Source organism: Streptomyces sp. NBC_01257 (genome assembly GCF_035917255.1).
Lineage (GTDB): Bacteria > Actinomycetota > Actinomycetes > Streptomycetales > Streptomycetaceae > Streptomyces.
The window spans coordinates 1,975,616-1,989,281 of the sequence record NZ_CP108472.1 but is presented as its reverse complement, the minus strand read 5'-3'; the positions used below and the strand labels follow the sequence as shown (position 1 = coordinate 1,989,281).

Below are 13,666 nucleotides of genomic sequence, written 5' to 3'. Positions count from 1 at the left end.
ATTCGTGGGACAGAGTGACGGTCCGGGACGCCGCCCCGCTACCCTGGCCGGGTGCGCCTTCCGCCGAAGACGCAAAGCCGACAGCCGTCGCATCCCTGGGAGTACATCCATGGCCTCGTCGCCGACCCCTTCCGCCGACAGCCGGAACCGAGCCGCAGCCCTCCGCGAGGCGCTCGCCACCCGCGTGGTGGTGGCCGACGGTGCCATGGGCACCATGCTCCAGGCACAGGACCCCACGCTGGAGGACTTCGAGAACCTCGAAGGCTGCAACGAGATCCTGAATCTCACCCGCCCCGACATCGTGCGCTCCGTGCACGAGGAGTACTTCGCGGTCGGTGTGGACTGCGTGGAGACGAACACCTTCGGCGCGAACCACTCGGCGGCGAACGAGTACGAGATCGCCGACCGGATCTTTGAACTGTCCGAGGCGGGCGCCCGCATCGCCCGTGAGGTCGCCGACGAGTTCGGTGCGAAGGACGGCCGCCAGCGCTGGGTCCTCGGCTCCGTCGGCCCCGGCACCAAGCTGCCGTCGCTCGGCCACATCGCGTACGACGTGCTGCGGGACGGCTACCAGCAGAACGCCGAGGGCCTGCTCGCCGGCGGCGCGGACGCCCTGATCGTGGAGACCACGCAGGACCTGCTCCAGACCAAGTCCAGCCTCATCGGCGCACGCCGCGCGATGGAGGCCCTGGGCGCCGACGTGCCGCTGATCTGCTCGCTGGCCTTCGAGACGACCGGCGTCATGCTGCTCGGCTCCGAGATCGGCGCCGCGCTGACCGCCCTGGAGCCCCTGGGCATCGATCTGATCGGGCTGAACTGCTCGACGGGCCCGGCCGAGATGAGCGAGCACCTGCGCTATCTGGCCCGGCACTCGCGCACCCCGCTGATGTGCATGCCGAACGCGGGCCTGCCCGTCCTGACCAAGGACGGCGCGCACTTCCCGCTCGGCCCGGAGGGGCTGGCGGACGCGCAGGAAGCCTTCGTGAGCGACTACGGCCTCTCCCTGATCGGCGGCTGCTGCGGTACGACGCCCGAGCATCTGCGCCAGGTCGTCGACCGGGCCCGCGGTCTCACCCCCGCCGTCCGCGACCCGCGCCCCGAGCCCGGCGCGGCCTCGCTCTACCAGACCGTGCCGTTCCGCCAGGACACCTCGTACCTCGCGATCGGTGAGCGAACGAACGCCAACGGGTCCAAGAAGTTCCGCGAGGCCATGCTGGAGGCGCGCTGGGACGACTGCGTGGAGATGGCCCGCGACCAGATCCGCGAGGGCGCGCACATGCTCGACCTGTGCGTCGACTACGTCGGCCGCGACGGCGTCGCCGACATGAACGAACTGGCCGGCCGTTTCGCCACCGCCTCCACGCTGCCGATCGTGCTGGACTCCACCGAGCTGCCGGTGCTGCGGGCCGGGCTGGAGAAGCTCGGCGGGCGCGCGGTCCTCAACTCCGTGAACTACGAGGACGGCGACGGCCCCGAGTCGCGCTTCGTCAAGGTCACCCAGCTGGCCGCCGAGCACGGCGCCGCGCTGATCGCGCTGACCATCGACGAGGAGGGCCAGGCCCGCACCGTCGAGCACAAGGTCGCCATCGCCGAGCGGCTGATCGAGGACCTGACCGGCAACTGGGGCATCAACGAGTCGGACATCCTCATCGACTGCCTCACCTTCACCATCTGTACCGGGCAGGAGGAGTCCCGCAAGGACGGCATCGCCACCATCGAGGCGATCCGTGAGCTGAAGAAGCGCCACCCCGAGGTGCAGACCACGCTGGGCCTCTCCAACATCTCCTTCGGGCTGAACCCGGCGGCCCGCGTCGTCCTGAACTCCGTCTTCCTCGACGAGTGCGTCAAGGCCGGTCTGGACTCCGCGATCGTGCACGCCTCGAAGATCCTGCCCATCGCCCGGCTGGAGGAGGAGCAGGTCAAGGTCGCCCACGACCTGATCTACGACCGCCGCGCCGAGGGGTACGACCCGCTGCAGCGGCTCATGGAGCTCTTCGAGGGCGTCAACATGAAGTCGATGAAGGAGGGCAAGGCCGAGGAGCTCCTCGCCCTGCCGCTCGACGAGCGCCTCCAGCGCCGGATCATCGACGGCGAGAAGAAGGGTCTTGAGGCCGACCTCGACGAGGCCCTGCAGACCCGGCCCGCCCTCGACATCGTCAACGACACCCTGCTGGAAGGCATGAAGGTCGTCGGCGAGCTCTTCGGCTCCGGCCAGATGCAGCTGCCCTTCGTGCTCCAGTCCGCCGAGGTCATGAAGTCCGCGGTGGCCCATCTGGAGCCGCACATGGAGAAGTCGGACGCGGAGGGCAAGGGCACCATCGTCCTGGCCACCGTCCGCGGCGACGTCCACGACATCGGCAAGAACCTCGTCGACATCATCCTGTCGAACAACGGCTACAACGTCGTCAACATCGGCATCAAGCAGCCCGTCTCCGCGATCCTGGAAGCCGCCGAGGAGAACCGCGCCGACGTCATCGGCATGTCCGGCCTCCTGGTCAAGTCCACCGTGATCATGAAGGAGAACCTCCAGGAGCTGAACCAGCGCAAGCTGGCGGCCGACTACCCGGTCATCCTCGGCGGCGCGGCCCTCACCCGCGCCTACGTCGAGCAGGACCTGCACGAGATCTACGAGGGCGAGGTCCGCTACGCGCGGGACGCCTTCGAGGGGCTGCGTCTCATGGACGCGCTCATCGGGGTCAAGCGCGGCGTCCCGGGTGCCGTCCTCCCCGAGCTCAAGCAGCGCCGCGTGCCCAAGCGGGACACGGCCGTGCTGGAGGTCGAGGAGCCGGAGGAGGGCGTCCGCTCGGACGTCGCCGTCGACAACCCCGTCCCCACCCCGCCGTTCTGGGGAAGCAGGGTCGTCAAGGGCATCCAGCTCAAGGAGTACGCCTCCTGGCTGGACGAGGGCGCCCTCTTCAAGGGCCAGTGGGGCCTCAAGCAGGCCCGGGCCGGCGACGGACCGACGTACGAGGAGCTGGCCGAGACCGAGGGCCGCCCGCACCTGCGCGGCTGGCTCGACAAGCTGCACACCGAGAACCTCCTCGAGGCAGCCGTCGTCTACGGCTACTACCCCTGCGTCTCCAAGGGCGACGACCTGATCCTGCTCCACGAGGACGGCTCGGAGCGCACCCGCTTCACCTTCCCGCGCCAGCGCCGGGGCCGCCGGCTGTGCCTCGCGGACTTCTTCCGCCCGGAGGAGTCCGGCGAGACCGACGTGATCGGCCTCCAGGTCGTCACCGTCGGTTCGAGGATCGGCGGCGAGACCGCCAAGCTCTTCGAGGCCAACTCCTACCGCGACTACCTGGAGCTGCACGGCCTGTCCGTCCAGCTCGCCGAGGCCCTCGCCGAGTACTGGCACGCCCGGGTCCGCTCGGAGCTCGGCTTCGCCGGCGAGGACCCGTCCGAGGTCGAGGACATGTTCGCGCTGAAGTACCGGGGCGCGCGGTTCTCGCTCGGCTACGGCGCGTGCCCGGACCTGGAGGACCGCGCGAAGATCGCCGACCTGCTCCAGCCGGAGCGGATCGGTGTGCACCTCTCGGAGGAGTTCCAGCTCCACCCCGAGCAGTCCACCGACGCGATCGTCATCCACCACCCCGAAGCGAAGTACTTCAACGCGCGGTAAGACGCCGTTCGACGCGCGGTAGCCGTACGAGTCGTACACTGGTCGGTCCAGTGCAGGCCGGTCGCCCTCCCTCCCGGGAAAGGTGGCCGGCCTTCTCGTCCCTCATGGAAGGTGTGCCGGATGACCAGTACGATCCCCGCGTCCCTGACCCGTACGGCCGAGGGTGGCGCCCTTCAGGCCGTCTTCCTCGACATGGACGGCACCCTGGTCGACACCGAGGGCTTCTGGTGGGACGCCGAGGTGTCGGTCTTCGCCGATCTGGGGCACCGGCTGGACGAGGCGTGGAAGGACGTGGTCGTCGGCGGCCCGATGACGCGCAGCGCCGGGTACCTCATGGACGTCACCGGTGCGGACGTCACCCTCGACGAACTGACCGTGCTGCTCAACGACCGCTTCGAGAAGCGCATCGCCGCCGGGGTGCCGCTGATGCCGGGCGCCGCCCGGCTGCTCGCCGAGCTGGCCCAGCACGAGATCCCGACCGCGCTGGTCTCCGCCTCGCACCGGCGGATCATCGAACGGGTCCTGGACTCGGTGGGCCGGCACCACTTCGCGCTCACCGTGGCGGGCGACGAGGTGACCCGCACCAAGCCCCACCCCGAGCCCTATCTCACCGCCGCGAGCGGCTTCGGGGCCGATCCCCGGCTCTGTGCCGTCATCGAGGACACCGCGACCGGTGTGGCCGCCGCGGAGGCCGCGGGGTGCCGGGTGGTGGCCGTACCGTCCGTGTCGCCGATCGCACCGGCGGCCGGCCGGGTGGTCGTCGGTTCGCTCGAAGAAGTCGATCTCGCATTTCTCAGGGGACTGGTCACCGGTATGCGCTGATCCGCATACCGAGAGTATTTCTGTGAATGAATGGAAAAGCTCTCGCGTGCGGCCGTGCGCTTTATGTTGCGCCCGAGTGTGGATAAGTCGGGGACATGTCAAATTCGCAAAAGTGTCCACCGCGTGACCTTTGTCACTCATTCGCGCGCCGATAAGTCCCCGAGCCCTTCCGTGCTGCCCGTTCCTTGTACCCAAGTGTCCCGATTGATGAATCTCTGTACGAATCATTCCGGGAACCGGAAATCGGCTCGCCACCGATTCCGTACACGCTCCGATTACGCCGCAGCGGCACCGGTCCGGCATTGCCGGCGACGCCTACTAATGTCGTTTTCTCCATGACCGCATGAGGGAGAACGACCACGATGAACCGCAAGACTCTGGTGCTGCCGGCCGTCGTCGGCCTGCTCGCGCCCGTACTCGCCGCCTGCGGTGTGTCGGACGGCGGGAGCGAGGGCGACGGCGCCATCGCTGTCGGCACCACGGACCAGTTCGTCGCCTCCACGGACGCCCCGGCACCCCTGGACCCGGCCATCGGCTACGAGGCCGGCGTCTGGAACGTGCTGCGGCAGACCGTGCAGACCCTCATGCACGTCCCGCGCGGCGGCGGCCTGCCGGTGCCCGAGGCGGCCGAGAGCTGCACCTTCACGGACACCGCGAACGAGAGCTACCGCTGCAAGCTGCGCGCGGGACTCGAATTCGCCGACGGCAGCGCGGTCACCGCCGAGGACGTCAAGTACTCCATCGACCGCGTCATCCGGATCAAGTCCACCAACGGGCCCGTCGCGCTGCTCAACAACATCGACACCGTCGAGACCAAGGGCGATCGCGAAGTCGTATTCCACCTCCGGACGTCGGACGCGACCTTCCCGTACAAGCTCGCCACACCGCCCGCCGGAATAGTCCAGAAGGACAAATACCCGGCGGCCTCCGCGCGCGACGGTTTCCAGGTGGACGGCTCCGGCCCGTACACGATGAAGCCGGAAGTGAAGAACGATCAGGTCGTGAAAGTCGTCTTCACCAGGAACCCCCGGTACAAGGGTGACCTGAAGGTGCTGAACGACAAGGTGGAACTCGATCTCTTCCCCGACGCCACCGCCATGGGCAAGGCGCTCGACGAGAAGAAGATCGACATGATGACCCGCACCATGTCGCCCGAGCAGTCCCGGCGGATGCTGGAGAAGCCCGAGGATGACATCAAGCTGACCGAGATGCCCGGCCTCGCGATCAGCTACCTCGGATTCGACACCGAGGACCCCGCGGTGAAGAACAAGGCGGTCCGCCAGGCCATGGCCCAGATCATCGACCGCGGCCGGATCGCGAGCGAGGTGTACGGCACCACGGCCGAACCGCTGTACTCACTGATCCCGACCAGCATCACCGGGCACACCAACTCGTTCTTCAACAAGTACGGCGAGCCCAGCACCGCGAAGGCCGCCGCCATCCTGAAGGACGCCGGGATCCACACCCCGGTGAAGTTCACCCTGCACTACACGACCGACCACTACGGCGAGGCGACCGCCGCCGAGTACCGGATGCTGAAGAAGCAGTTCAACGACACCGGCCTGTTCGACATCTCCGTCGAGGGCACCCCCTGGGCCAAGTACCGGCCGGCCGAGGTGCGCGGTGACTACGCCGCCTACGGCATGGGCTGGTTCCCCGACTTCCCGGACCCGGACAACTACACGGCGCCGTTCCTCGACAAGGACAACTTCCTCAACTCGCCCTACCGGTCGGCCGAGGCCCAGAAGACCCTCATCCCGCAGTCCCGCCGCGAGGACGACCGCAGCGCCGCCGCCAGGACCTTCCAGCAGCTCCAGGACGTCGTCGCCGAGGACGTCCCCGTCCTCCCCGTCTGGCAGGGCAAGCAGTACGTCGCCTCCCGCGAGGGCCTCACCGGCGTCGAGTGGGCGGTCAACTCCTCCGCCGACCTCCAGCTCTGGGAGCTCGGCCGCGGCTGACCGGCCGGGACACCGCCCCGGTGCCGGGCCCCACCGGGTCACTGAGCGCCGGGGCGCACCAGTCCGCTCTCGTACGCGTACACCGCGGCCTGCACCCGGTCGCGCAGCCCCAGCTTCGTCAGCACATGGCCCACGTGCGTCTTGACCGTGGTCTCGCTGACGAACAGGTCCGCGGCGATCTCCGCGTTCGACAGACCGCGCGCCACCAGCTTCAGGACCTCGACCTCGCGGTCCGTGAGCGTGTGCAGCGTGTCCGGGACCGGATCCTCGCCGGACGGCAGATGGTCCGCGTACTTGTCGAGCAGCCGGCGCGTGATGCTCGGGGCGAGCATCGCCTCGCCGCCCGCTACCACCCGGATCGCCTGTACCAGCTCATTGGCCGGGGCGTCCTTCAGCAGGAAGCCGCTCGCGCCGGCGCGCAGTGCCTCCACCACGTACTCGTCGAGATCGAAGGTCGTCAGCACCAGCACCTTCGCCGGACCGTCCCGGCCGGGACCGGTGATCTGACGGGTCGCCTCGACGCCGTCCATCCGCGGCATCCGGATGTCCATCAGCACCACGTCGGGCTGGAGCGCCCGCACCTGGTCGAGCGCCTGGAGACCGTCACCGGCCTCGCCCACCACCGCGAGATCACCCTCCGCCTCCAGAATCATCCGGAAGCCGGTGCGCAGCAGCGGTTGGTCGTCGACCAGTAGGACGCGGATAGCCACGGGATCTCCTCAATGTCCTTCAAGGACCTCAGGCCGGCCGGCCTCAGCCCGGACCGGATCCATTCTGCCCTGGACATCCTGTCCCGATTCCGCCGGGCGCACCGACAGCGGATAGACCGGGGGAGTCCCGCCGAATTCCGGACAGAGCGCCTGGTGGTCGCACCAGCCGCACAGCTTCGTCGGCCGCGGCCGCCACTCGCCCGTCTCCGTGGCCAGCGAGATCGCCTCCCACAGTGCCAGCAGCTTGCGCTCCACCCGCTCCAGGTCCGCCACCACCGGGTCGTACGTCAGCACGTCGCCGCTGCCGAGATAGACCAGCTGGAGCCGGCGCGGCACCACACCCTTGAGCCGCCAGATCACCAGCGCGTAGAACTTCATCTGGAAGAGCGCGCCCTCCGCGTACTCCGGACGCGGCGCCTTCCCGGTCTTGTAGTCGACGATCCGGACCTCGCCGGTCGGCGCCACGTCGATCCGGTCGATCACCCCGCGCAGCCGCAGCCCCGACTCCAGCTCGGTCTCGACGAACAGCTCCCGCTCGGCCGGCTCCAGCCGCATCGGGTCCTCCAGCGAGAACCAGCGCTCCACCAGCCGCTCCGCCTCCGACAGCCACCCCGCGAGCCGCTCGCCCTCCGGGTCCTCGGCGAACAGCTCCGACAGTTCCGGCTTCGACTCCAGCAGCCGGTCCCACTGACCCGGGATCAGAGCCGTGGCCCGCCCCGGGGTGCGCTCCTGCGCCGGATTGTCGAAGAGGCGCTCCAGCACCGCATGCACGAGCGTGCCCCGGGTAGCCGCCTCACTGGGCTTCTGCGGCAGCTTGTCGATGACCCGGAAGCGGTACAGCAGGGGGCACTGCATGAAATCGCTCGCCCGCGACGGCGAAAGGGACGAGGGCGGCTGAGGCGGCCGCGGCACAGAGGTCATGACGAAGACCCTACGACCCGCCACTGACACCAACCGGCATACCATCGACCACAGACCCTCGAACACTGCATGATCGTGCCGAAACGGCACCGACCGAAGGGACCTCGTGGACGAGAGCGGCAACAGCGGGCGGCCGCAGCCCGGCGCAGGGGGAGCCGACCCCGGCGACGGCCCCGACAAGGGCGCACCGGGACGCAGGGAGGATCCCGGGGGCGGCATCCTCATGGGCCGCCCCTTCGGAGTGCCCGTCTACGTCGCACCCAGCTGGTTCGTGGTGGCCGCCCTGATCACCTGGGTGTTCGGCGGCCAGCTCGACCGCGTCCTGCCCGACCTCGGCGCCGCGCGCTACCTGGTAGCCCTCTTCTTCGCGATCGCCTTCTACGCCTCCGTGCTCGTCCACGAACTCGCGCACACGGTCGCCGCCCTGCGCTACAAGCTCCCGGTCCGCCGCATCCAGCTCCAGTTCTTCGGCGGCGTCTCGGAGATCGAGAAGGAGTCGGAGACCCCCGGCCGCGAATTCGTCCTCGCCTTCGTCGGCCCGCTGCTCTCCCTCGTCCTCGCCGGGGTCTTCTACATCCCGATGAAGTTCGTCGAGGCCGGCACCGTGCCCGGCGTCCTGCTCGGCGGACTGATGATCTCCAACCTCATCGTCGCCGCGTTCAACCTCCTGCCCGGCCTCCCGCTCGACGGCGGCCGGATGCTCCGCGCCGTCGTCTGGAAGATCACCGGCCGCCCGATGAGCGGCACCGTCGCCGCCGCCTGGGTCGGCCGCGCGCTCGCCGTCATCACCCTCATCGGCCTCCCCCTCCTCACCCACACCGGGTCCCTGGGCAGCAGCAACCGCGACATCAGCGGCATGGACACCGTCACCGACGCCCTGCTCGCCGCGATCCTCGCCGCGATCATCTGGACCGGCGCGGGCAACAGCCTGCGCATGGCCCGGCTCCGCGAACACCTCCCCGACCTCCAGGCCCGCGCCCTCACCAGGCGAGCCGTCCCGGTCGAGGCCGACACCCCGCTGTCCGAGGCGCTGCGCCGGGCCAACGAGGCCGGGGCCCGCGCCCTCGTCGTCGTCGACGCGACCGGCGAACCCCAGGCCGTCGTCCGGGAGGCCGCCATCGTCGGGGTCCCCGAGCACCGCCGTCCCTGGGTCGCCGTCGGCGGCCTCGCCCAGGACCTCACCGACGGCATGAAGGTCCCCGCCGAACTCGCCGGCGAGGCACTCCTGGACCGCCTCAAGGCCAGCCCCGCCACCGAGTACCTCGTCGTCGAGGACACCGGCGCGATCTACGGGGTGCTGTCCACCGCCGACGTCGAGCGCGCCTTCGTCGCCGCCATGGCACGCCCCGCCGCCTGACCCCCGCGCACCCCGCCGGGCAGGCGGTCGGAGCCCCGGGAAACACCGGTACGCTGGTCACATGTCTGAACCGACCGGTGCCGCCCGCCGACGTGGGCCCTTCAAGGTCGGGGACCAGGTCCAGCTCACCGATCCCAAGGGACGCCACTACACCTTCACGCTCGAAGCCGGAAAGAACTTCCACACCCACAAGGGTTCTTTCTCGCACGACGAGCTGATCGGTGCTCCCGAGGGCAGTGTTGTCCGTACCACGGGGAACGTCGTCTATCTGGCGCTGCGCCCCCTGCTCCCCGACTACGTCCTGTCCATGCCCCGCGGCGCCGCCGTGGTCTACCCCAAGGACGCGGGGCAGATCCTGGCCTTCGGCGACATCTTCCCCGGCGCCCGCGTCGTGGAGGCCGGGGTCGGATCCGGCGCGCTCTCCACCTTCCTGCTCCGCGCCATCGGCGAGCAGGGCATGCTGCACTCCTACGAGCGCCGCGAGGACTTCGCCGAGATCGCCCAGCAGAACGTCGAGCGCTACTTCGGCAGCCCGCACCCCGCCTGGCAGCTCACCGTCGGCGACCTCCAGGACAACCTCACGGAAACCGACGTGGACCGCGTCGTCCTGGACATGCTCGCCCCCTGGGAGTGCCTGGACGTCGTCTCCAAGGCGCTCGTCCCCGGCGGCATCCTCTGCGCGTACGTCGCGACCACCACCCAGCTCTCGCGGACGGTCGAGTCCATCCGTGAGATCGGGTGCTTCGCCGAACCGCAGCCGTGGGAGTCGATGATCCGCAACTGGCACGTCGAGGGTCTCGCCGTCCGCCCGGACCACCGGATGATCGGCCACACCGGATTCCTCGTCACCGCCCGCCGGCTGGCCGACGGCGTCCAGGCCCCGCCGCGCCGTCGCCGCCCCTCCAAGGGCGCCTACGGCGAGGACTACACCGGCCCCGGCAGCCAGAGCGGCTCCGCCGCCGAGTAGCCGGGAGCACCGCCCCCGCACCCGACGTACCGGCGCCGCCGCCGGGTTCCCGGACCGACCCGGGAACCCGGCGGCGGCGCCCTTTCGTTGGCCGCACGGCGGGTGACGGACGGGGAAGCGATCCGTGGCGACCCCACCGTTCCGCTGCCGTGTGAGGTGTGGCACGATGCTGGCCACCCCCACCCCGCCGCCGACGTCCCGCCGACGGCACCGCCTTTCCGGCATTCCGCACCACAGGACCACAGGAGACATCCCGCGTGCAGACCTCCGCGCTCCCGGACCTCGCGCACACCGACACCTCGCCGATGCACTGGCTCGCCACCGCGGCGGCCATGGCCGCCGTCGTCGCGGCCGCAGGCCTGCTCCAGCCCGACGCGCGCGCCTCGGCCTCCACCCCCCACCGCACCACCGCGCAGCACGGGGCCGCCCCCGTCGCCGCACCCGACCCGGCCCGCGCCGCCTTCCCCCTGAAGTGCGGCGGAGTGGGCACCACCGTGGCCAAGCAGGCCCCGGGCGACCTCGACGGCGACGGACGTCCGGAAACCGTCGCCGTGGTCCACTGCGCGGCCGGATCCGGTACCCCGCCCAGCGGCGTCTACGTCCTCACGCAGACAAGCGGGGCCGCACCGAGGATCGTCGCGACCCTGGTGGACCCCGCCCAGTCGAAGAGCGTCGGGGACTTCACGGTGAGTGACGGCGTCATCGCTGCCACACTCCTCGGCTACTCCTCGCCCTCGGTGCCCTCCTGCTGCCCCGACGAGCAGGAGAAGGTCACCTGGCAGTGGCAGAACGGCGCCTTCGTGCGCAGCAGCCAGTCCGAGGAACCGGCCGGGGCCGGCGTCTGACCGTCACCGCGCGTGTCCGCCGCCCCGTCCGGGACGGCGGCCGGAGCGGTCAGGCGGCCTCGGGGCCGTAGACCTCGACGCTGTCCGAAACGCGTCGTACATGAATGCAGTCGCCCGGGCACTCCTTGGCCGAGTCGACGACGTCCTGGAGGAGCGGCAGCGGGACCGGTGTGGTCGCGCCCTTGTGCTGGAGCAGCTCGTCCTGATCGCTCTTCACGTACGCGAGACCGTCGATGTCCAGCTCGAACACCTCGGGCGCGTACTGCACACAGATGCCGTCCCCCGTGCAGAGGTCCTGGTCGATCCAGACCTCCAGGTCCTGCGTCTCGCTGCCGGTGGGAGCGTCCTGCTGCACGGTCATTTCTCCTGCCGTTTCCTGCGTATCCGAACCAAAAAAAGCCAGCCCTGACGGGTGTTGAACAGTTCGACGATACAACCGGCCGCTTTCCGATGTTGAAGGGTGGGTATTCCCCTGACACGAGGGAGAGCGCAAGGGTGAAGATCGGACACACCCCAGAGTCTTTGTGATCTAGGGGTTTCAATCATCACCCACCCAGGTAGGGTCAGGAAGCGTCCAGCTCCCCTTGGAGGAGGTGAGGACCGTGGCAGCCCACGACGACGACATCAACCGCGGCATCCGGCCCGGGCGGGGGTCCGATGACCCAGCCGGCCAGGTCGCCTATCTCGAGCAGGAAATCGCCGTCCTGCGACGTAAGCTCGCCGACTCTCCGCGTCATACGAGGATTCTCGAAGAGCGGATCGTCGAGTTGCAGACCAACCTCGCAGGCGTGTCCGCGCAGAACGAGCGGCTCGCAAGCACACTCCGGGAGGCCCGCGACCAGATCGTGGCTCTCAAGGAGGAGGTCGACCGGCTCGCACAGCCGCCGGCCGGCTTCGGAGTGTTCCTGCACGCCAACGAGGACGGCACCTGCGACATCTTCACCGGGGGCCGCAAGCTCCGGGTGAACGTCAGTCCCAGTGTTGAGCTCGAGGACCTCCGGCGCGGCCAGGAAGTCATGCTCAACGAAGCGCTCAACGTGGTCGACGCCATGGAATTCGAGCGGGCCGGGGACATCGTCACCCTCAAGGAGATCCTTGAGGACGGCGAACGAGCCCTGGTGGTCGGGCACACCGACGAGGAACGGGTGGTGCGGCTCGCCGAGCCCTTGCTGGACATCACCATCCGTCCCGGCGACGCCCTGCTGCTCGAACCCAGGTCCGGCTACGTCTATGAAGTGGTTCCCAAGAGCGAGGTCGAAGAACTCGTCCTCGAAGAAGTCCCGGACATCGACTACAACAAGATCGGTGGCCTGGGCGACCAGATCGAGCTGATCCGCGACGCGGTCGAGCTCCCCTACCTCCACCCGGACCTCTTCAAGGAACACGAACTGCGGCCGCCGAAGGGCATCCTGCTCTACGGCCCGCCCGGCTGCGGCAAGACACTCATTGCCAAGGCAGTGGCCAACTCCCTTGCCAAGAAGGTCGCCGAAGTCACCGGCCAGCCCGCCGGAAAGAGCTACTTCCTGAACATCAAGGGCCCCGAGCTCCTCAACAAGTACGTCGGCGAGACCGAGCGTCACATCCGCCTGGTCTTCCAGCGTGCCCGTGAGAAGGCGAGTGAGGGCACCCCCGTCATCGTCTTCTTCGACGAGATGGAGTCCCTCTTCCGCACCCGCGGTTCCGGTGTCAGCTCGGACGTGGAGAACACCATCGTCCCCCAGCTGCTCGCCGAGATCGACGGTGTGGAGGGCCTGGAGAACGTCATCGTCATCGGCGCCTCCAACCGCGAGGACATGATCGACCCCGCGATCCTGCGGCCCGGCCGTCTCGATGTGAAGATCAAGATCGAGCGTCCGGACGCGGAGGCCGCGAAGGACATCTTCGCGAAGTACCTCACGCCTTCGCTGCCGCTGCACGCGGACGACCTCGCCGAGCACACCGGCTCCAAGGAGGCGGCGGCTCACGCCATGATCCAGTCGGTCGTCGAGCGGATGTACACCGAGTCCGAGGAGAACCGCTTCCTCGAGGTCACGTACGCCAACGGCGACAAGGAAGTCCTGTACTTCAAGGACTTCAACTCCGGCGCGATGATCCAGAACATCGTCGACCGGGCCAAGAAGATGGCCATCAAGGCCTTCCTCGAACAGGGCCAGAAGGGCCTTCGCGTCTCCCACCTCCTCCAGGCATGCGTGGACGAGTTCAAGGAGAACGAGGACCTGCCGAACACCACCAACCCGGACGACTGGGCCAGGATCTCCGGCAAGAAGGGTGAGCGGATCGTCTTCATCCGCACACTCGTCACCGGAAAGCAGGGCGCGGACACCGGTCGTTCCATCGACACGGTGGCGAATACCGGGCAGTACCTCTAGAACGCACACCGGCTGCGGATGCCCGGCCGGGCATCCGCAGCCGGTTGCTTTCCGGACAGCTCCCACGACACCGCAGTAATGACGTAATTGATCTC

At 69.0% G+C, this 13,666-nt stretch carries 10 protein-coding genes; 7 read left to right on the top strand and 3 right to left on the bottom strand.

Annotation, left to right across the window (positions count from 1 at the left end; translation table 11 throughout):
* Positions 1-109 precede the first annotated feature (109 nt).
* From metH to OG408_RS08200, 3 genes are all read left to right on the top strand, one after another.
* Entirely contained in the window at positions 110-3,622 is a 3,513-nt protein-coding gene (gene metH / locus OG408_RS08210; RefSeq protein ID WP_326669129.1) for a methionine synthase, read from the top strand.
* A gap of 120 nt (positions 3,623-3,742) precedes the next feature.
* Positions 3,743-4,444 (top strand): HAD family hydrolase, encoded by a 702-nt coding sequence (locus OG408_RS08205; protein ID WP_266776901.1) that lies wholly within the window; start codon positions 3,743-3,745, stop codon positions 4,442-4,444.
* Positions 4,445-4,806: 362 nt separating this feature from the next.
* Positions 4,807-6,402, top strand: coding sequence for an ABC transporter substrate-binding protein (locus OG408_RS08200; protein ID WP_285573270.1), 1,596 nt, complete (start codon positions 4,807-4,809; stop codon positions 6,400-6,402).
* Positions 6,403-6,440: 38 nt separating this feature from the next.
* On the opposite strand, the gene OG408_RS08195 is transcribed toward OG408_RS08200, so the two are convergent.
* Together OG408_RS08195 and OG408_RS08190 are read right to left on the bottom strand one after the other, a co-directional pair.
* Positions 6,441-7,112, bottom strand: coding sequence for a response regulator (locus tag OG408_RS08195; protein ID WP_266776897.1), 672 nt, complete (start codon positions 7,110-7,112; stop codon positions 6,441-6,443).
* Positions 7,113-7,121: 9 nt separating this feature from the next.
* Complete coding sequence (locus tag OG408_RS08190) at positions 7,122-7,967, bottom strand: RecB family exonuclease (protein ID WP_266786028.1); 846 nt, start codon at positions 7,965-7,967, stop codon at positions 7,122-7,124.
* Positions 7,968-8,139: 172 nt separating this feature from the next.
* Between OG408_RS08190 and OG408_RS08185 the strand changes: the two genes are divergently transcribed.
* From OG408_RS08185 to OG408_RS08175, 3 genes are all read left to right on the top strand, one after another.
* Positions 8,140-9,390, top strand: a complete 1,251-nt coding sequence (locus tag OG408_RS08185) for a site-2 protease family protein (protein WP_266776895.1) — start codon at positions 8,140-8,142, stop codon at positions 9,388-9,390.
* Between the two features lie 61 nt (positions 9,391-9,451).
* Positions 9,452-10,357 (top strand): tRNA (adenine-N1)-methyltransferase, encoded by a 906-nt coding sequence (locus OG408_RS08180; protein ID WP_266776893.1) that lies wholly within the window; start codon positions 9,452-9,454, stop codon positions 10,355-10,357.
* A gap of 257 nt (positions 10,358-10,614) precedes the next feature.
* A complete protein-coding gene (locus tag OG408_RS08175) occupies positions 10,615-11,202 on the top strand; it encodes a hypothetical protein (protein WP_266776891.1) in 588 nt (195 codons plus the stop codon).
* 49 nt (positions 11,203-11,251) lie between these two features.
* On the opposite strand, the gene OG408_RS08170 is transcribed toward OG408_RS08175, so the two are convergent.
* On the bottom strand, positions 11,252-11,563 hold the full coding sequence (locus OG408_RS08170; RefSeq protein ID WP_266776889.1) for a ferredoxin: 312 nt from the start codon (positions 11,561-11,563) through the stop codon (positions 11,252-11,254).
* A 241-nt stretch (positions 11,564-11,804) separates the two neighbouring features.
* Here OG408_RS08170 and arc point away from each other — a divergent pair, with 241 nt between their 5' ends.
* Positions 11,805-13,571, top strand: a complete 1,767-nt coding sequence (gene arc, locus OG408_RS08165; RefSeq protein WP_266776887.1) for a proteasome ATPase — start codon at positions 11,805-11,807, stop codon at positions 13,569-13,571.
* The last annotated feature ends 95 nt before the right edge of the window (positions 13,572-13,666 follow it).